The sequence below is a fragment of the Salipiger thiooxidans genome (assembly GCF_900102075.1).
Classification (GTDB): Bacteria; Pseudomonadota; Alphaproteobacteria; order Rhodobacterales; family Rhodobacteraceae; genus Salipiger; species Salipiger thiooxidans.
In genome coordinates, this window is the sequence record NZ_FNAV01000015.1 from 68,713 (window position 1) to 88,276 (window position 19,564).

The following is a 19,564-nucleotide window of genomic DNA, read 5'->3' on the forward strand; positions in this document are numbered from 1 at the left end:
GCCCCCCTCAGGCGCGCAGCAGTTCTTCGGCGATGATGATCTTGCGCACCTCGCTGGTGCCCGCGCCGATCTCCAACAGCTTGTTTGCGCGGAACAGCCGGTTGATTTCGGTGTCCTGCATGTAGCCGGAGCCGCCGTGGATGTGGCAGGCCTCGGTGACGGCCTTGTTGAACGCCTCGCCCGCGTAAAGGCAGGCAGCCGCGGTCAGCTTGTGAATCTCGCCGCGACCACCGGCCCCCTTGGGCAGGCCGACACAGGCGGCCAGCGCGCGATAGCTGAAGGCGCGGGCGGTTTCGACCTCGGTATAGATCTCGGCCAGTTTCGACTGCACCATCTGGAAACTTGCGATCGGCTTGCCGAATTGTTCGCGGATCTTGGCGTATTCCAGACCCAGTTCCAGCGCGCGGTCGGCCATGCCCACGCAGACCGAGGCGACCATCGCCCGTTCCAGATCCAGCCCGCTCATCACCACCGAAACGCCGCTGTTTTCAGCGCCCATCATGGCCGAGGCCGGCACCCGGCAATCCTCGAATACCAGTTCCCCGGTCGGCGAGCCGCGAAAGCCCATCTTGTCGAGCTTTTGCGCCACTTTGAAACCGGGATTGTCGGTTTCGATGATAAAGGCCGAAATGCCCTTGGCGCCCTTGGATTTGTCGGTCTTGGCATAGAGCAGGACCACATCGGCGATCGGCCCGTTGGTGATGTAGATCTTCGAGCCGTTGATGACATAGTCATCGCCGTCGCGAACCGCCGTGGTCGCCATGGACCCAAGCGCATCCGAGCCCGCGCCGGGCTCTGTCAACCCCAATGCGCCGACAAGATCGCCGGAACACAGGCCCGGCACATATTTCTTGACCTGTTCCTCGGACCCGTTGCGCAGCAGGTTGTTCAGGCACAGGTTGTCATGTGCCCCGTGCGACAGCCCCACGGCCGGATTCCATTTCGAGATGACTTCGGACACCAGCGCCTGGGTGAATTCGTTCTGCCCAGATCCGCCCAGTTCCTCGGGCGCGGTGATGCCCAAAAGGCCCAGCTCTCCCATCTGTTTGAACAGATCGTCAGGCCACCATTCCTCCTCATCCATACGCGCCTGAAGCGGGTGCAGCACCTCGCGCGACACCCGATCTACATGATCGACGATCTGGCGCTGCTCATCGGTCAGCGAATAGTTCGCCTTGATGGCTTCCAGTTCAGCGATGGCCGGTCCGTCCTTGCTGGACATCTCTTTTCCTCCCGAAGAATGTCTTGTGCAGTGTTGACCAAAATCAAACACATGTTAGAAATTAGATCAAGGCATGCTTTCGGCGACCCGAGGTTGCAAGCAAGGCGCTAACAGAAGGGGAGGGTTCGGAAATGGTCGAGAACGTCGTCCGTTCGGAGGCCCGAGGGCACGAAATACGCATTACAATTTGCCGTCCGGACCAGCGCAATGCCCTGAATCGCGACGTGGCAGAGGGAATCGTCGCCGCGCTCCAGGTGGCCGAGGCGGACGCAGATTGCCGGGTGATCGTGGTGACCGGCGAGGGCGAGCGCGCTTTCTGTGCCGGCGGCGACCTCAAGGCGGGGGCCGACGGCGGCCCGTTCGTTCAGGATCCGGCGGATCCGGGGCATTTTGCCGGCAGGTTGTTCGAAGCTCTTCACGCCTGTCGGAAACCGACCATCGCGCGCATCAACGGTGTGGCCGTTGGCGGGGGCGCGGGCATCATCTGTGCCTGCGATCTGGCGGTGATGGCGGATCACGCCAAAATCGGCACGCCCGAGGTAAAGGTGGGGCTGTTTCCCATGACCATCGTTCCGCCGATGATGCGCGTGTTGCCACGGCGCAGGCTGATGGAGATGTTCATCACCGGCATCCCCCTGACGGCCGAGGAATCGCTGCGCCATGACCTGGTCAACTATGTGACAGACAGCGCCGGCCTTGATGACAAGGTCTCCGAACTGGTCGCGCAAATAGCCGCGCAATCGCCGACCGCGATCCGGTTGGGGAAATACGCCTGCCACGCGATGGATGACATGACCTATCCGCAGCAGATGCGATTTGCGGAAACGCTGTTGCCGCGAATGGCACAGACCGAAGACGCGCGCGAGGGCTTCGACGCCTTCACTGCCAAACGCAAGCCGGAATGGACGGGCCGCTGAAACAGCGGGGAGGAGAAGACTATGTCGGATCGAAAGCTGCGCATCGGATGCGCGTCCGGTTTCTGGGGGGACACGCCCGAGGCCGTCGGCCAGCTGGTTTCCAGCGGCGATATTGACTACCTGGTGTTCGACTATCTGGCCGAGGTGACGATGTCTCTGATGGCCCGCGCCCGCGCCAAGACGCCGGAGGCGGGCTTTGCGCCGGACTTCGTCAAGGCGCTGGTGCCGTGGTTGCCTGAGATCAAGGCCAGGGGGATCAAGGTGGTGGCCAATGCCGGTGGGGTGAACCCCCGCGGCTGCCGCGATGCGCTTGCCAGGGCGGCGGAAGAGGCTGGGATCGACCTGTCCGTCGGTGTCGTTCTGGGCGACGATCTGATGGACCGCGCGGACGAGATCCGCGACCGTGGCGTGACCGAAATGTTCTCTGGCGCGGATTTCCCCGACGATATCTGGAGCATGAATGCCTATCTGGGCGCCCGCCCCATCGCCACCGCTCTGGACGGCGGCGCCGAGATCGTGATCACCGGGCGCTGCGCCGACAGCGCGGTGGCGCTTGGCCCGCTGATGCATGAATTCGGCTGGGGCGATGACGATTGGGACAAGCTCAGCCAGGGCTCGCTGGCGGGTCATCTGATCGAATGCGGACCGCAAGGGACGGGCGGCAACTTCACCGATTGGCAGGACGTGCCGGGCTGGGACAACATGGGCATGCCCATCGTCGAGATCTCGCCGGACGGCAGTTTTGTCATGACCAAGACGCCCGATACCGGCGGACTGGTTGTGCCGGGCTCGGTCGGCGAACAGATGCTTTACGAAATCGGCGATCCGCGGGCCTATCTGCTTCCGGACGTGATCTGCGACTGGTCCGGCGTCACGCTGGAACAGGTCGGCCCGGACCGCGTGCTGGTCAAGGGCGGCAAGGGCCTGGGGCGCACCGACAGCTACAAGGTGTCGGCCACCCATGCCGACGGCTGGCGCGCGGTCACCACGCTGACGCTGGCTGCCATCGACGCGCCAGCCAAGGCCGAGCGCGTCGCGGATGCGATCCTGACCCGCTGCCGCCGGATTTTCCGCGACAGGAACCTCGGCGACTTTCGGCAGGTCAGCGTCGAGGTTCTGGGGGCCGAGGCCGCCTATGGCGCCAACGCCCGCGCCCGAACCCGCGAAGTGGTGCTCAAGATCGGTGCGGCGCATGACGACCGGCGCGCGCTGAACATCTTTGCCGGGGAAATCGCACCGATGGCCATTTCCACCGCGCAGGGCCTGACCGGATTTTTTGCCGGGCGGCCGAAGGTGCAGCCGGTGGTCCGCCTTTTCTCGTTCCTGCAAGACAAGTCCGACACGCCCGTTGCGGTCGAGGTCGACGGCAAGGATGTGCCGGTCATCGTGGCCACCACGCCTGTGCAACTCGATCCGCCCGCCGTACCGCACGCAGACAGCCGCGACGCCGGCGCAGATGCGGTCAAGGTGCGGCTGGTCGATCTGGCCTGGGGCCGCTCCGGCGATAAGGGCGACATCGCCAATATCGGCATTCTGGCGCGCAAGCCCGAATATCTGCCCTATATCCGGTCGGCCCTGACCGAAGACGCGGTGAAAGACTATTTCGCCCATCTGTGCGACGGCCCGGTCGAACGCTTCGATCTACCCGGAAGCCATGCGCTGAACTTCCTGCTGCATGAATCGCTGGGCGGCGGCGGCATTGCCTCGGTCCGCATCGACCCGCAGGGCAAGGGGTTCGCGCAGATGCTGCTCGACATCGAAATTCCCGTACCGGCCGATCTGGCTGTGCAAAACGGGCTGCACCCCGCCAAGAGTGCGTGAAAGGACGGATAATGGGGATTTCCAAACTTCTGGTCGCCAATCGAGGCGAGATCGCGGCCCGCGTCCTGCGCACCGCCAGGGCGCGCGGCCTGGCGACCGCCGTCGTGCGGCACCGCTTGGAACAGGAGGGGCCGGCCCATCTGATTGCCGACGAGGTCGTGACCATCGACGGCCCCACCCCCGTGGCCGCCTATCTCGACATTCCGCAGATCGTCGAGGTCGCGAAAAAAATCGGCGCGGACGCGGTGCATCCGGGTTATGGATTCCTGTCGGAAAACGCGGGCTTTGTCGCTGCCCTGGAAAAGGCCGGCGTGACCTTCGTTGGCCCCACATCCGAGGTCATCGACCTGATGGGCGACAAGATCCGCGCGCGCGCCTTTGTCGAGGAGCGCGGCTTTCCGGTTGCCCCCTCGGCCATCGAGGATGACGACCCCGCAAGTTTTGTCGAACGCTCCCGCGCGGTCGGCTATCCACTGCTGATCAAGCCCTCGGCGGGCGGCGGCGGCAAGGGGATGCGCGTGGTGCGCGAAGACGGCGCGTTAGAGTCGGAAATCGAAACCGCGCGCCGCGAGGGCGAGCGTTATTTCGGCGACGGGCGGCTGTTCGTCGAACGCTATATCGAACGTCCGCGCCATATCGAGGTGCAGGTGATGGGCGACGGGCAGGGCAATGTGGTCCATTTCTGGGAACGCGAGTGCTCGATCCAGCGCCGGTTCCAGAAGATCATCGAGGAAACGCCCTCGCCGGCGCTGACCCCCGAACAGCGAGACGAGATCTGCGAAACCGCCGCCGGCATCGCCCGCGCCGTCAATTATCGCGGCGCTGGCACGGTCGAGTTCATCTATGCGCAGGACGGCTCCTTTTATTTCCTCGAAATGAACACCCGGCTTCAGGTTGAACATCCGGTGACCGAGATGGTGACGGGGTATGACCTTGTCGCCGAACAGCTGCGCATCGCGGCGGGCGAGGGGCTGAGCGCAGCGCAGACCGACATTCCGCAGTCAGGTCATTCGATCGAGCTGCGCATCTGCGCCGAGGACGCAACGGAAGATTTCCGCCCCGCGATCGGCGACATCCTGCTGCTGGACGAGCCGCAGGGCGAGGGCGTGCGTGTGGACAGCGGCATTCTGGACGGTGGCAAGGTCACCACCGACTTTGACCCGATGCTCTCCAAGCTGATCGTGCACGGGCCGGATCGCACGCAGGCCATCGCCCGCGCGCGGCAAGCGGTGCGGAATTATGTGATCCTCGGGGTGACCACCAACACTGGTTATCTCGATGCGATCCTTGCGCACCCTGATTTCGCCTCGGGCAATGTCTCGACCGGGTTTCTGGCCGAGCAGGCCGAGGCGCTGACCGCGCCGGGCGAAGATGTGACCGAGCTGCTGATGGCGGTCGCCGCCCTGTCGGATGAACGGCTGGTGAGCGACGTGATGCAGATACCCGAGATGCACCGGAAAATGGGCGGGTGGAGAAACTGATGCGGCGGATATACCAGATCGACGGCGACGAGACCGAATGCTGGCTGTCCCATGACGGCAATCGTTTTATCCTCAACACGCCCGATGGCGCGGTTCCCTGCCAATTGGACCCCACCGGGGCGCCCGGTGGCCATGTGCTGCGCGCGCGCGGGCGCGTGCAGGACGTGCGGCTGGCCGTCGGCCCTGACGCGACTTTTGTGCATATGAACGGGCGGACCTACGCGATCGGGCGGATCGATCCCGCCGAGCGTCTGGCCGGACGCGATGGCGTCGCCGCCGATGACCGCATCGTCGCGCCGATGCCCGGCGTGGTCGTGTCGGTGAACGCAAAGCCCGGCGATCACGTCAAGGAAGGCCAGCGGTTGCTTGTCATCGAAAGCATGAAACTCGAAACCAGCCTGACCGCGCCGCGCGACGGCGTGGTGGCCGAAATACCATTTGCCGAGGGCGACAGTTTCGGGCTGAAGGCCACGCTTGCCCTGCTGGCTCCGGAGGAGGAGTGACCATGCGCCGGATCGAAAGCCAGATCGACACCAATGCCCCTGACTTCAGGGCCAATCACGCGGCCATGTCCGAGCGGCTGAAAGAGTTTCACGCCCGCCAGCACGCGGCGCGTTTCGAACGCCCGCAGCGCGATATCGACCGTTTGGCGCGTCAGAACAAGCTGGGCGTGCGCGAGCGGCTGAAGCTGCTGCTGGACCCCGGCACACCGTTTCTGGAGTTCTCGACGCTCGCCGCCTGTCGCGAATATGATGGCGCTGTGCCCGGTGCCGCCGTGGTGACGGGCATCGGCATCGTGCAGGGGCGCGAGGTCGCCATTCACGCCAACGACGCCAGCGTCAAGGGCGGCGCATGGTATCCCCATACCGTCAAGAAAATCGTGCGGCTTCTGGATGTGGCATTGGAAAACCGCCTGCCGGTTGTCCATATCTGCGACAGCGCCGGCGGTTTCCTTCCGTTGCAGCACGGCGTCTTTCCCGACCGCTATCTGGGCGGACGCGTCTTTCGCAATCAGGTCAAGCTGAGCCAGGCGAACATCCCGCAAATCGCGGTGGTCGGCGGGCATTGCACCGCAGGGGGCGCCTATGTGCCGACGCTGAGCGATTACAACATCATCATCGAAGGCACCGGGGCGATTTTCCTCGGGGGTCCGCCGCTGGTGAAGGCCGCCACCGGCGAAGAGGTCGGCGTTCAGGAGCTGGGCGGGGCGGTCATGCACACCTCGGTCTCGGGCACCGGCGATTACCGCGCCGCCACCGAAGAACAGGCCTTTTCACTGGCGCGCGAAATTGTCAGCCAGTGGAAACGCACGCCCAAAACGATCATCGAAACCGCCTCCTTCGAGGAACCTTACTACGACCCCAAGGAACTCTACGGGATCATCCCCAAGGACCGGAAAACCCAGTTCGACATGCGCGAGGTTCTGGCCCGGATCGTGGACGGTTCGCGCTTTCACGAATATCAGCCCGATTACGGCACCACCATGATCTGCGGCTTTGCCCATATCTGGGGCTATAAGGTGGGGATTTTGGCCAACAACGGGGTGCTGTTCAACGACAGCTCGCTCAAGGCCGCGCATTTCATGCAGCTTTGCAACCAGAACCGCACGCCTCTGGTCTTTTTCCAGAACATCACCGGCTACATGGTGGGGCGCGAATACGAAGAGCGCGGCATCGCCAAGGACGGCGCCAAGATGCTGATGGCGCAGGGTGGGTCGGTCGTGCCGAAATTTACTGTGATCGCCAATGCGTCATATGGGGCGGGCAATTACGGCATGTGCGGACGGGCCTGGGATGCGCGCACGCTGTTCATGTGGCCACAGGCCGAAATCGGCGTGATGGGGGCGGATCAGGCCGCAAACACCATGGCCGACGTCAAGATCCGGCAGCTTCAGCGCGAAGGCAAGGAGTTGAGCGAAGAGGAAATCGCCGCGATACGCGACCCGGTGCTGGAAAAATTCCGGCGCGATGTCGAAGCCTATACCTCGACCTCGGAAATGTGGGACGACGGTATCCTCGACCCGGCCGACACCCGCAACGCGCTTGGCATGTCGATTTCCGCCTCGCTGAACGCACCGATCGACGATCCGCACTATGGTGTCTTCCGGCTGTAAAAGATCACGCCCCGGCGCGCCGCGCTGGCGCCGGGGCCCGAAGGCGCGGCGCGTCAGGTCGCCTTCTGCCGCGCCTCCTGTATCGACACGACATCAGAGGCCGCCATCTCCGGCCTGTTGGCCTCGACCGCTTTCAGGGGGTCAACAGGCTTCAATCCGGCCAGACAGTCGCGCGCCAATTGCTGATATTCGGCCGTCCCGCGGGTTTTCCATGCGATTTCCTTGTCGCTGACCTCGCGGATAACCTTTGCCGGCGATCCGACCACCATGGAACGCGGCGGGATCACCGTTTCGCCCCGCACGAACGCCTGCGCGCCGACAATCGATTCCGCGCCCAGCATGACGCCGTCCATGATGACGGCATTCATGCCGACCAGAGCATTCCGTCCGACGGTGCACCCGTGCAGGATCGCGCCGTGGCCGATATGACCGTCGGTTTCGACCACCGCATCACGGCCGGGGAAGGAATGGAGGATGCAATTGTCCTGAACATTGGCCCCGTCGCCGATCACGATCCTGCCAAAATCGCCCCGCAGGCTTGCGCCGGGCCCGATATAGCACCCCTGGCCGAGTATGACGTTTCCGATCAGCACAGCCTGAGGATGAACGAATGTCCCCTCGGGAACAACGGGAACGAAGCCCTTGAATTCATAGCAATACGCCATTGTTTTCTTCCTTTTGCGGACTGGACGTCTCTGGAGTCCGACAGCAGGCGCCCGATGTTCGGCATCCGCCATTCCAACGCTGGTGCGGGTCTGACGGTCGGAAGCGAACTGGCGTTTCAGACGTCGAGGGAAGGTTATTCAAACACATGTTAGAAAATTCGGCAAGCACCACCACCGCGTGACGTTGTTGACAGTGCCTTCCGTCGGTATGTAAATCTAACAACTGGTAGAAAATGTGATGGCGTTCGACTCATGGCGCTTGGATCAAAGCGGGAGAGAGAAAGATGAAAGACAAGGCTTATGTCGTCGGCGTCGGGATGGTTCCGTTCCAGAAGCCGGGAAAATCCGAAAGCTATGATGTCATGGCAACCGCGGCCACTCGTTCTGCGCTGGCCGACGCGGGGCTGGCTTATGACAAGGTCGAGCAGGCGTATGTGGGGTATGTCTACGGTGACAGCACCTGCGGCCAGCGGGCCCTGTACCATGTCGGCATGACCGGCATTCCGGTTTTGAACGTCAACAACAACTGCTCGACCGGGTCGTCCGCCCTGTTTCTGGCCCGCCAGGCCGTCGAGAGCGGCGCGGTAGAGTGCGCTCTGGCGCTTGGCTTCGAACAGATGCAGCCCGGCGCAATCGGCGCGATGTTCACCGATCGGGTAAGTCCGTTCGCGGCGTTCGACGAAGAAACCGACGACCTGGTGGGCAATCCGGACATTCCGCTGGCGCTTCGGTATTTCGGCGGCGCCGGCAAGGCACATATGGAGGAATTCGGCACGCCGCTGGAAACCTTCGCGAAGATCCGCGCCAAGTCCAGCCGTCATGCGGCCAAGAACCCGGTTGCCCTGTTCCGCCAGGAAGTAACCGCAGACGACGTCATGGCGGCGCAGGTCGTCTGGCCCGGCGTGATGACCAAGCTGATGGCTTGCCCGCCGACCTGCGGCGCGGCGGCGGCAATCGTCTGTTCCAAAGCCTTTGCCGACAAGCATGGGCTTGACAGCTCGGTGCGGATCGCGGCCCAGGCGATGACGACGGACGGGCCCGAGACCTTCAACGCCCATGACATGCGCGAGGTGGTCGGCTTCTCGATGGCCAAGCGCGCCGCCGATCAGGTCTACGAGGCGGCGGGCATCGGCCCGAAGGATGTGGACGTGGTCGAACTGCACGATTGTTTCGCCCATAACGAGCTGATCACCTACGAGGCGCTTGGCCTTTGCGCACGCGGCGATGCAGCGAAATTCGTTGACGATGGCGACAATACCTATGGCGGCAAATACGTGACCAACCCATCGGGCGGTCTGTTGTCCAAGGGCCACCCGCTTGGGGCGACCGGTCTTGCGCAATGCACCGAGCTTGTTCAGCAGCTGCGCGGACAGGCCGATGCGCGTCAGGTCGACGGCGCGCGCCTGGCGCTTCAGCACAACCTCGGCCTTGGTGGGGCCTGTGTGACCACGCTTTATGAAAAAGTCTGACGGCGTCATTCGGGAGGATAAACCATGACTGACAAACTTGACGGGCGCGTGGCGCTGGTCTCCGGTTCGGGCCGGGGCATCGGGCGTGAAATCGCGCTCAAACTGGCCTCGGAAGGGGCCCGCGTCGTGATCAACGATCTGGATGCCGACCCGGCCAATGAAACCGCCGAGGCGGTGCGCGCCGCTGGCGGCGAAGCGGTGGTCTGTGCCGGTAGCGTCACCGAAGACGGCTTTGCCGAACGGTTCATCAAGACCGGCGTCGACAGCTTTGGCGGGCTGGACATCATCGTAAATAACGCCGGCTACACCTGGGACAGCGTCGTTCAGAAGATGAGTGACGAACAATGGCAGGCGATCATCGACGTGCACCTGACCGCGCCCTTCAAGATCCTGCGCGCCGCTCAGCCGGTGATCAGCGCCAAGGCCAAAGAAGAAGCCGCCGCCGGACAAGAGGTGTTCCGCAAGGTTGTGAACATCTCGTCCATCGCGGGCACCGGCGGCAACGCGGGCCAGATCAACTATGCCGCCGCCAAGTCCGGCATTCTGGGGGTCACCCGGACGATGGCCAAGGAATGGGGCCGCTACAAGGTCAACGTCAATGCCGTGGCCTTCGGCCCGATCCGAACCCGCCTGACCGAGGGCAGCGCGGACGGCGACAGCACGATCAAGGTCGAGGAAAAAGAGATCAAGGTCGGCGTGAACCCCGACCTTCTGTCCCAGATGGAACGGATGATCCCGCTGGGCCGGGTCGGCACACCGCAAGAGGCCGCGGGCGCGGTCTATCTGTTCTGTGCGCCGGAATCGAACTTCATCTCGGGCCAGCACATCATCTGCGGCGGTGGCTTCGTGATCTAGCACCGGCCGACTTGGCCGCGTGTTCGGGTCCTGACTGACGATTGGGATTCCCGGGCAGCCGCATGACGGTTGCCCGAACTGCAACAGGATATCCGACCCATGGCGCGTCTCGAAACAACAGTACTGACCGCATCCGAAACCTATGCGCGCAACCACGCGGCGCAAAGCGAACGCGTCGAGACCCTGCGCGCGCGCATTGCCGCGGCGACGTCGGGCGGGCGCCCCGACATGGTCGACCGGCACCGCAAGCGCGGCAAACTTCTGGTCCGCGACCGGATCGACCTGCTGGTGGATCCGGGCACCGCGTTTCTGGAACTGTCGTCGCTGGCCGCCTATGGTCAATACGGTGGCGAGGTCCCCGGATCGGGGATCGTGACCGGCATCGGCATCGTCCACGGTCTGCCTTGTATGGTGATCGCCAACGACGCCACCGTAAAGGGAGGCTCATTCTACCACGAGACCGTGCAGAAACACATCCGCGCCCAGGAAATCGCGGCGGAAAACCGGCTGCCCTGCCTGTATCTGGTGGATTGCGGCGGGGCCTATTTGCCCGAACAGGACCGCGTCTTTCCCGACGCCCGCCATTTCGGCAATTCCTTTTATCGCCAGACCAACATGTCGGCCAGCGGGTTGCCGCAGATCTCGGCCGTGTTCGGTGGTTGCACGGCGGGCGGGGCCTATATCCCGGCGCTGTCGGACGAGGTCATCATGGTGCGCGGTAACGCGCGCATTCATCTCGGCGGGCCTTCCATCGTCAAGGTGGCGATCAACGAAGAGGTCGATGGTGAAACGCTGGGCGGGGCAGAGATGCATTCTCGTGTCTCGGGCGTTTCGGACCATCTGGCCGAGGACGAACACCATGCGCTGGCGCTGATGCGCGACATCGTGGCCGAGCTTGGCCAATCGCGCCCGATGCAGCCCGACACGCCCCGCGAAGCGCCCGCGCATGACCCGTCCGAACTGCTCGGTGTCATCAGTGCCGACCGCAAGGAACCCTATGACATGCGCGAGGTTCTGCTGCGCATGATCGACGCTGGCGAATTCCGCGAATTCAAGCCCGGCTGGGGCGAAACGCTGGTCTGCGGCACGGCGCGCATCCATGGTTATCGCGTCGGTATCCTGGCCAACAACGGCGCGCTTTTGTCCGAAAGCTCGCTTAAGGGCGCGCAATTTGTATCCATGTGCGACCAGCGGAACATCCCGCTTTTGTTCCTGCACAATATTTCCGGCTTCATGGTCGGGACGGAGGCCGAGCGCGGCGGCATCGCCAAGGACAGCGCCAAGCTGGTCTATGCGATGTCGGTGGCCAAGGTGCCGCGCCTGTCGGTCCTTCTGGGCGGATCTTACGGGGCGGGCAATTACGGCATGTGCGGGCGCGGCTTTGGGCCGAACTTCCTCTTTGCCTGGCCCACAGCGGAACTGGCCACCATGTCCGCCGACATCGCCAGCAACGTGATGTTGGAACTGCGTCGCCAGAAGGGTGGCGAGCCTGAAAGGATGCAGGCCGATCTGGCGCAGATCGAGGCACAGGTGCGCGCCCAATACGGCGAACAGTCCGATCCCTATTACGCCACATCGCGGTTGTGGGATGACGGGCTGATCGAACCGGGTCAGACCCGCGATATCCTCGGATTGTGTCTGGCGATCGTCTGTTCGGTACCCGAAGCAGGGCGCCACACGCCCGTATTCAGAATGTGAGGCCAAAAACATGACGACCTATGAAACCATTCATGTCGAAACCGACGCGCGTGGGGTTGCCACGGTAACGCTCAACCGGCCGGACAAGCACAATGCCCTGAACGGTACGCTGATCGCCGAGCTTTACGCCGCAACCGGGACGCTGGCTGCCGATGACACGGTGCGCATCGTGGTTCTCACCGGCAACGGCAAGAGCTTCTGTGCAGGGGGGGATTTCAACTGGTTCTCGTCGAATATCGACAAATCCCGCGCCGAACGGGTCGACCAGAGCGCGACGCTGGCGCAATTGCTGCGCCGCCTCGATACCCTGCCCAAACCGCTGATCGGACGGATCAACGGTCCGGCCTATGGCGGCGGCGTCGGCATGATTTCGGTCTGCGATTACACGATCGGCGCCGAAGGGTCGCGGTTTGGCCTGACAGAGGTCAAACTGGGCCTGTTGCCGGCCAATATCTCGCCCTATGTCGTGGCCCGCATCGGCAAGGTGCATTCGCGCGAAACCATGCTGTCGGGGGCGCTGTTCGACAGCGCGCGCGCCGAACGGATCGGACTGTTGACCGAGGTCGTCGCCGCTGATGATCTGGACGCGGCCATCGAAAATGTGGTGCACGATCACCTTCAGGCCGCGCCGGGGGCCGTGGCCGACACCAAGGCGCTGATCGCCTATGTCGCGGCCCACGATCTGGAAACCAACATGATCTACACTGCCGACCGTCTGGCCGACGCTTGGGAGACCGAGGAAGGCATCGAAGGCATCAACAGTTTCCTCAACAAGAGCATTCCTTCCTGGCGGGTGAAATGAGCTTTACTCGCGTCCTGATCGCCAACCGGGGCGAAATCGCCCGGCGCATCCAGCGCGGGTGCCGCAAGCTGGGGCTGGAAACGGTGGCGGTCTTTTCCGAGGCCGACCGCGATGCGCCTTTCGTGGCCGAAGCCGATCACGCCGTCTGCATCGGCGGGGCGGCACCATCGGAAAGCTATCTGAATATCGCCACGATTCTGGACGCCGCCCGCGCGACCGGCGCGGGCGCGGTGCATCCCGGCTATGGCTTTTTGTCCGAGAACGCCGGTTTCGCCTCTGCGGTCGAGGCGGCGGGTCTTGCGTTTATCGGGCCCGGACCGGGCGCGATTGCCATGATGGGATCGAAGATCGAGGCCAAGGCCGCCGCCGAGACCGCAGGTGTGCCCGTCCTGCCCGGCTACCGCGGCGCGGAGCAATCCGACGCGCGATTGTTGCAAGAGGCGCAGGCGCTTGGCACACCGTTTCTGGTCAAGGCCAGCGCGGGGGGCGGCGGGCGCGGCATGCGCCTTGTCACCGATCTGGCCGACGCGCCCGAGGCCATCGCTTCTGCCCGGGCCGAGGCGAAAGGCGCCTTTGGCGATGCGGCGGTTTTCCTCGAACGCTACGCGCCCCGCGCCCGCCATGTCGAGGTGCAGGTGCTGGGCGACAGCTACGGCACGGTGCTGCATCTGGGGGACCGCGACTGTTCGCTTCAACGCAACCACCAGAAGCTGATCGAGGAGGCCCCCGCCGCCGATCTGCCCGAGGCGGTGCGCGATGACATGCTGTCGGCGGCGGTGCGGCTGGCGCAGTCCATCGGCTATCGTTCGGCGGGGACGGTGGAATACCTCTACGATCCGGCGCGCGGCGAATACTACTTTCTTGAGATGAACACCCGCCTGCAGGTGGAACATCCGGTGACCGAGGCCATCACCGGCATCGACCTGGTCGAATGGCAGTTGCGCATCGCGCGGGGCGAGGCCCTGACGCTGGCGCAATCGGACGTGCGGTTCGACGGCCACGCCATTGAGGTGCGCATCGCCGCCGAGAACCCGGCCGAGAATTTCAGCCCCGAGACGGGCCGGATCACCCTGTGGGCTCCGCCCGCAGGCGTACGGTTGGACAGCGGTGTCGCGGCGGGGTCGGTCGTGGGGCACCACTACGATTCCATGCTGGCCAAGCTGATCGTCCATGCGGCGGACCGCGCCGGGGCGATCCGCAGGGCCGTCGCCGCGATTGATACCTTCGCCGTTGGCGGCGTGGGGCTGAACCTGTCCTATCAGCGGGCGCTGTTGACCCATGCGGATTTCCAGGCGTTTCGCCATCACACCTCGGGACTGTCCGAAATGTTTCCGGGTGGCTGGTCACAGCCCGCACCCGACGCCCGAGATACAGGTCTCGCCGCCATGGCGCTGCATATGCATCTTGCCCCGGCGGGCGGGTCGCCCTGGCAAAGCCTCGGGGCATGGCGGATCACGGCCCCTGCGGGACGGTCTGGTGCTGCGTCCTATTGGGCCACATCCGGGGATGAGCCGATCCGCTTGTCCGGCACCCCCGCAGAGCTTGCCGCCCTGTTTCCGGACGGCCAGAGCATCACCGTCGAAAGCGCCGTCCTGACAGGCGGCCGCCTGAGCGGGCGCATCGACGGGGTCCCCTTCACGCGCATCGCCCATGTCGAACGCGCCCGCGATCATTGGCGGGTGCATCTGCAGACCCCTGCGGGAATGACCGTGACAGACCTGCGCACTCTGGAAGATCAACACCTTGCCCGCGCCAGCGTCGGGGCAAGCGGCGCTGACCTGCTGACGGCCCCGATGCCGGGCGCCGTTGCCGAGGTGCGCGTCGCGCTTGGCGACCGGGTCGCCGCCGGCGACACGCTCGTGGTGCTCGAAGCCATGAAACTGCTGCAAAGCCTGCCCGCGCCGGTCGCGGGTGTGGTGACGGAAATCTATTGTGCGCCGGGCGATACGGTCGCCGGACACGCCCCACTCGTCAAACTTGACCCGGAGGAAACGACATGACCAGACAGGACACCATCACCGCGGCCGCCGGCCCGTTCAATGAAGACCTCGACATGATCCGCGACCAGCTGCGCCGGTTCATCCAAACCGAGGTGACGGCCAAGGCCGACGCATGGGAAGAGGAGGGCATGGTGCCCCGCGACGTGCTGCGCCGGATGGGCGAACTGGGCGTTCTGGGCATGCGCTATGACGAGGAATACGGCGGCGCGGGGCTGGATGTGATGTCCAGCGTGGTTCTGGCGGAAGAGGTCGGGCGGTCCACCTTTGGCGGTTTCGCGGCCACGGTGCTGGTGCATACCGACATGGCCTCGCCGCATCTTGAAAACGCCGGCACCTCGGAACAGAAGGCGCGCTGGATGCCTTCGATCACCTCGGGCAAAAAGATCGCCGCCGTCGCGGTGACCGAACCCGGCGCCGGGTCGGACGTGGCGGGCATGCGGACCCGCGCGGTGAAGGACGGGTCGGACTGGGTGCTGAACGGCACCAAGATGTTCATCACCAACGGGGTGCATGGCGATATCTTCTTCGTCGGGGCCAAGACCGACCCCGATGCCAAGGGGTCGCGCGGGATCACCATGTTCGCGATCGAAAAGGGCACGCCGGGTTTCTCGGTCGGACGCGCGCTGAACAAGACCGGCTGGCTGTGTTCGGACACGGCCGAGTTGATTTTCGAGGATGTCCGAGTCCCGGCCGGCGACGTGCTGGGTGAGGTCAACAAAGGCTTTTATTCGGTGATGAAGAACTTCCAGAACGAACGCATCGTGCTGGGCGCGATGGCCTGCGCCGAGGCGCAGACCGCGCTGGACATGACCCTGGACTACGTCAGGCAGCGCAAGGCATTCGGCGGTGTGCTCTGGGACAAGCAAGCGATCCGCCAGCGGCTGGCCGACTGTCAGACCCGAATCGAGGCAGGTCGCCAGCTTGTCTATCATGCGGCCAGGCAGGACGCCGCGGGCCGCGACTGCGTGAAAGAGGTCTCGATGGTCAAGGCCTATTGCGGCGAGCTGGTGAACTCTGTGCTTTACGACTGTGTGCAGTTCCACGGCGGCATGGGTTACATGCGCGAAACGCCCGTTGAACGCATGTCGCGCGATGCCCGCGTGCAGGCCATTGGCGGCGGGGCGAGCGAGGTCATGCTGGAAGAAGTCGCCAAGCGCATGTGAGCCATCGCTCAAGGAAAATCAAGGATCTGCTGACACGAGGACCAACGTCATGAACATCGAAACCACCCGGCGCCAGCCAGTCGCAAGATTGTCCCGAGAGTTCTTTGTAATACTCATCGGGACAGCTCTTCTGACACTCTCGGCGAAAGTCGCGGTGCCTTTCTACCCGGTCCCGATGTCGACCCAGACGCTGGTGGTTCTGAGCCTTGGGCTTTTTCTGGGACCGGTACGCAGTGGTCTTGTCGTCACTGCGTACCTTCTGCAAGGCATGTTTGGCCTTCCGGTGTTCGCGGGCACGCCACCCGCACCGGCAGGGCTGGCCTACATCATGGGTCCTACCGGCGGTTTCCTGATTGGATTCGTGCTCGCAGCGGGCGCGGCAGGCTGGGTGGTTCAAATGCTGGGAAGGGTTGGGCCAGCACTTTGCGCCACTGTCGCTGTGCTTTTCGGGTCGATACTCATGTATGGCACCGGCCTGCTCTGGTTGGGGGGTTTTGTCGGGTATGGCCAGGATTTGCTGAGCGCAGGTCTCTACCCGTTCCTGCTCGCGGACCTCACGAAGGCGGCGATTGCGGTGCTGCTGTTCACGGGGTTCCGCAATCGCTGTGCCATGTGACGACCGGACGCTTGGCTTCCATTTTCCAGTTGCCGGCTTGACCGGCGCCGGATCCCGTCTTGGGGTGACTGTAACGATGCCGAAACCAAAGGCAGAGAGACACATCTTGTTGTTTCGCCGGATGCACCGTCGTTCAGCGGAATTTATTTCACGTCTTGCGGCCAAGGGGGCGATGTCCTTTCCTCGGGCCGCAGGGCGTTGGCTGACAAACGGTGGCGATAACCAATGACAAAGAGCAGCATGTTTTTCGCAGAGCCGGAACCTCCCCGTGCGCAATGCGTGCAGGTGGCCGAGGGCATCCAGAGGATTGTCGCGAACAATCCTGGAAAGATGACCTACCATGGGACGAACACCTACCTCGTCGACACATCCGAGGGTCGGTATGTTATCGACCCCGGTCCGGTGGAAGACAGCGGTCACCTCGACGCGATTATCCGGAATCTGGGAACCAGCCCAACCGGGATTCTCGTCACGCATCACCATTCCGATCACTTTGGCGCGGCCCCGGTCTTGCGCGAAAAGACAGGTCTGCCGGTGTATGTCTCGCGGGTTTTTCCGGACGACGCGTTTCAACCTGACGGAGTCCTGGAGGACGCAGAGATGATCGCTGATCTCACTGTCCTGCACACACCGGGCCATGCGAGCGATCACCTCTGCTTCGCGCGCCGGGACGGGGTTCTGTTCAGCGGCGACCATATAATGAGTTGGAACAGTTCGATCGTGAGCCCGCCCGACGGCAACATGCACGACTACTGTGCCCAGCTTCAGCGATTGATCGCGCGTGACGACAAGATTTACCTGCCGGGTCACGGTCCGGTTCTGCGGAATCCGCAACCCTATGCCAAACGGCTGCTCGCCAATCGGGAGCGTCGGGAAGCGGAGATTCTCGCGCACCTTGCGAACACCTCGGATACGGTGAAAAACATTGCCGCTTCTGTCTACAGGAAATCCGATCCGCATATTGCAATGGCCGCAGAACGAAATGTTGCAGCGCATCTTGAGAAGCTTCTCTCGGAATCGCAGGTGGTGCAGGATGGAACGTACTGGAGACGAAATTAACATAAAACGGATTATCGGATTTTTTATAAATTGTTGTTTTCATGCAATTTTTATTCACTCCAGTCGAGTTTCAACCAGTATCGCGTGTGCCTCCGCTCGCCGGTTCGAGCGAGCACGCCCTTCTCGACCAGATCCTGCAGATCGCGGGTCGCGGTCGCGCGTGAGGTTCCGGTGATCTTGAGGTAGTTGTCGGCGCTGAGGCCGCCTTTGAAACCGCCAGGGCCTTCCCGCAACATTCGAGCGATGGCCTTGGCCTGGCGTTCGTTCAAGTGGTCTCTGTGACGATCGTAGAAGTGTGCCTTGCTGATGAAGAAGCCGACGCGGTCGAGTGTTGCCTGTTGGGCTTTCAAGACAACTTCCGCGAACCAGACGAGCCAATCGGTCACATCGAGCGTTTTTTGATGCTGCTCGAGCTGGTCGTAGTATGCCTTGCGCTGCTTCTCGATGGTGAAGGCGAGCGAGATGAGGGTCGGCTGGCCAATATTCTGCGCCAGCGACTTTTCAGCGAGGGCGCGACCCAAGCGTCCGTTGCCGTCTTCGAATGGGTGGATGCTCTCGAAATAGAGGTGGCTTAGCCCTGCGCGCGTCAGCGCTGGAAGCGGCTCTGCTCCCCCCGGCCCGGTCTTGTTGTACCAATCCGCGTATCGCTCCATCTCAGGCATGACCCGCTCCGAGGGCGGCGCTTCGAAATGGATCGTGGGCCGGTCAAGGCGGCCGGAAACGATTTGCATCGCCTCGGCGTGTTGTCGGTAGGCCCCGATGGTTTCCAACCGACTGTCATGGGACAGGAGCATTCGATGCCAGCGGTACAGCGTCTCATGGGTCAGCGGCTCTGCAAAACTGGAATAGACGTCGACCATCATTTCCGCGACGCCCTGTTCGCGCGGTTTGGCAGGGTAGCTGTCCGGATCGAGGCCCAGATGGCGGCGCAACGAAGACTGGACACTGAGCCGGTCGAGGATTTCACCCTCGATGGCGCTCGTCTGCATTGCTTCCTCGCTGAGCAGTTCGATGCGGAGTTGCTCGCGCTCCGGCTGGCTGACATGATGGACCGCGCCGAGGATTTCTCCGGACGACAGCAGGAACGTCTGCTCAAACGGCTCCAGCGCGGAGGCGTCATACCGGAAATCCGGCCAATCAGGCAGCGTCCAGTTCCAAGCCATGAGTTATAGATATCCTTTCTATAACTCACAGATAGATCACTTTTGAGGCATAGAAGTCAACTCTATCGCTCAAAGGACCTGCGGGATGGGATGACCCACAAACCGACGCGAGGCCTTGAGCTAGGCCTTTTCAAGGTGCGTCAGATCTTGCTGACGCGGTCTGGGGGTCTTCGGATCGACTGGGTTCTGTTCCGTCGCTTGAATGAATGGTTCATAGCGAACGTCCGCCATGGCGCCGTCGAACCAGGCAGGCTGCACGTCGCCATTGTTCCATTGGTACAGGTAGCCAACCAGATTTTCAGATGTCTTGCAGAGGATGCGCATGATCGGTTCGCCAGTCAGGCGGGGCTTCGTGTTCATAATGCGTTCCTCCTAAATGGACCTCGTAACTCGTCACCACTGAGGTCTGAAAATCTATATGACGCTCAATAGCGCCACGTTTTCCGCAACTGCAAGGCGAGCTTCTGCCGTTGGGCGAAAATCCACCGGCGAAATGCAAGTTATCTTTTCAGATAGATCT

At 63.1% G+C, this 19,564-nt stretch carries 17 protein-coding genes; 13 read left to right on the top strand and 4 right to left on the bottom strand.

The genetic code is table 11. From position 1 onward, the window contains the following. Positions 1-7: 7 nt before the first annotated feature. Entirely contained in the window at positions 8-1,222 is a 1,215-nt protein-coding gene (locus BLQ77_RS20755) for an acyl-CoA dehydrogenase family protein (protein ID WP_009503112.1), read from the bottom strand. Positions 1,223-1,353: 131 nt separating this feature from the next. Between BLQ77_RS20755 and BLQ77_RS20760 the strand changes: the two genes are divergently transcribed. From BLQ77_RS20760 to BLQ77_RS20780, 5 genes are all read left to right on the top strand, one after another. After that, on the top strand, positions 1,354-2,139 hold the full coding sequence (locus BLQ77_RS20760; protein ID WP_089962655.1) for an enoyl-CoA hydratase-related protein: 786 nt from the start codon (positions 1,354-1,356) through the stop codon (positions 2,137-2,139). A gap of 21 nt (positions 2,140-2,160) precedes the next feature. Then, the gene (locus BLQ77_RS20765) at positions 2,161-3,960 is read left to right on the top strand and encodes an acyclic terpene utilization AtuA family protein (RefSeq protein WP_089962656.1); all 1,800 of its coding nucleotides are present in this window, start codon (positions 2,161-2,163) and stop codon (positions 3,958-3,960) included. 11 nt (positions 3,961-3,971) lie between these two features. Next, a complete protein-coding gene (locus tag BLQ77_RS20770; protein ID WP_089962658.1) occupies positions 3,972-5,441 on the top strand; it encodes an acetyl-CoA carboxylase biotin carboxylase subunit in 1,470 nt (489 codons plus the stop codon). Next, complete coding sequence (locus BLQ77_RS20775) at positions 5,429-5,944, top strand: acyl-CoA carboxylase biotin carboxyl carrier protein subunit (protein ID WP_009503116.1); 516 nt, start codon at positions 5,429-5,431, stop codon at positions 5,942-5,944. The genes BLQ77_RS20770 and BLQ77_RS20775 overlap by 13 nt, the downstream gene beginning before the upstream one ends. A 65-nt stretch (positions 5,945-6,009) precedes the next feature. Next, complete coding sequence (locus BLQ77_RS20780) at positions 6,010-7,554, top strand: acyl-CoA carboxylase subunit beta (protein ID WP_242661800.1); 1,545 nt, start codon at positions 6,010-6,012, stop codon at positions 7,552-7,554. Positions 7,555-7,607: 53 nt separating this feature from the next. On the opposite strand, the gene BLQ77_RS20785 is transcribed toward BLQ77_RS20780, so the two are convergent. Next, complete coding sequence (locus BLQ77_RS20785) at positions 7,608-8,219, bottom strand: acyltransferase (RefSeq protein WP_009503118.1); 612 nt, start codon at positions 8,217-8,219, stop codon at positions 7,608-7,610. A 284-nt stretch (positions 8,220-8,503) separates the two neighbouring features. Here BLQ77_RS20785 and BLQ77_RS20790 point away from each other — a divergent pair, with 284 nt between their 5' ends. From BLQ77_RS20790 to BLQ77_RS20825, 8 genes are all read left to right on the top strand, one after another. Continuing rightward, entirely contained in the window at positions 8,504-9,688 is a 1,185-nt protein-coding gene (locus tag BLQ77_RS20790) for a lipid-transfer protein (RefSeq protein ID WP_089962659.1), read from the top strand. A 24-nt stretch (positions 9,689-9,712) separates the two neighbouring features. Continuing rightward, positions 9,713-10,543 carry an SDR family NAD(P)-dependent oxidoreductase gene (locus BLQ77_RS20795; protein WP_089962661.1) on the top strand — a complete coding sequence of 277 codons (831 nt, stop codon included), beginning with the start codon at positions 9,713-9,715 and terminating at the stop codon, positions 10,541-10,543. A gap of 99 nt (positions 10,544-10,642) precedes the next feature. After that, positions 10,643-12,241, top strand: a complete 1,599-nt coding sequence (locus BLQ77_RS20800) for an acyl-CoA carboxylase subunit beta (RefSeq protein WP_089962663.1) — start codon at positions 10,643-10,645, stop codon at positions 12,239-12,241. A 10-nt stretch (positions 12,242-12,251) separates the two neighbouring features. Next, entirely contained in the window at positions 12,252-13,043 is a 792-nt protein-coding gene (locus tag BLQ77_RS20805; protein ID WP_009503122.1) for a crotonase/enoyl-CoA hydratase family protein, read from the top strand. Next, on the top strand, positions 12,968-15,043 hold the full coding sequence (locus BLQ77_RS20810; protein WP_242661801.1) for an acetyl/propionyl/methylcrotonyl-CoA carboxylase subunit alpha: 2,076 nt from the start codon (positions 12,968-12,970) through the stop codon (positions 15,041-15,043). The genes BLQ77_RS20805 and BLQ77_RS20810 overlap by 76 nt, the downstream gene beginning before the upstream one ends. Further along, positions 15,040-16,206, top strand: a complete 1,167-nt coding sequence (locus BLQ77_RS20815) for an acyl-CoA dehydrogenase family protein (RefSeq protein WP_089962667.1) — start codon at positions 15,040-15,042, stop codon at positions 16,204-16,206. The genes BLQ77_RS20810 and BLQ77_RS20815 overlap by 4 nt, the downstream gene beginning before the upstream one ends. Positions 16,207-16,255: 49 nt before the next feature. Beyond that, the gene (locus tag BLQ77_RS20820) at positions 16,256-16,822 is read left to right on the top strand and encodes a biotin transporter BioY (RefSeq protein ID WP_009503125.1); all 567 of its coding nucleotides are present in this window, start codon (positions 16,256-16,258) and stop codon (positions 16,820-16,822) included. Positions 16,823-17,047: 225 nt separating this feature from the next. Continuing rightward, positions 17,048-17,881, top strand: coding sequence for an MBL fold metallo-hydrolase (locus BLQ77_RS20825; protein ID WP_223866017.1), 834 nt, complete (start codon positions 17,048-17,050; stop codon positions 17,879-17,881). Positions 17,882-17,931: 50 nt separating this feature from the next. On the opposite strand, the gene BLQ77_RS20830 is transcribed toward BLQ77_RS20825, so the two are convergent. Both BLQ77_RS20830 and BLQ77_RS20835 read right to left on the bottom strand, forming a co-directional pair. Further along, entirely contained in the window at positions 17,932-19,044 is a 1,113-nt protein-coding gene (locus tag BLQ77_RS20830; RefSeq protein WP_007803314.1) for a Fic family protein, read from the bottom strand. Positions 19,045-19,164: 120 nt separating this feature from the next. Next, positions 19,165-19,404 (bottom strand): hypothetical protein, encoded by a 240-nt coding sequence (locus tag BLQ77_RS20835; RefSeq protein WP_043754644.1) that lies wholly within the window; start codon positions 19,402-19,404, stop codon positions 19,165-19,167. Positions 19,405-19,564: the final 160 nt, after the last annotated feature.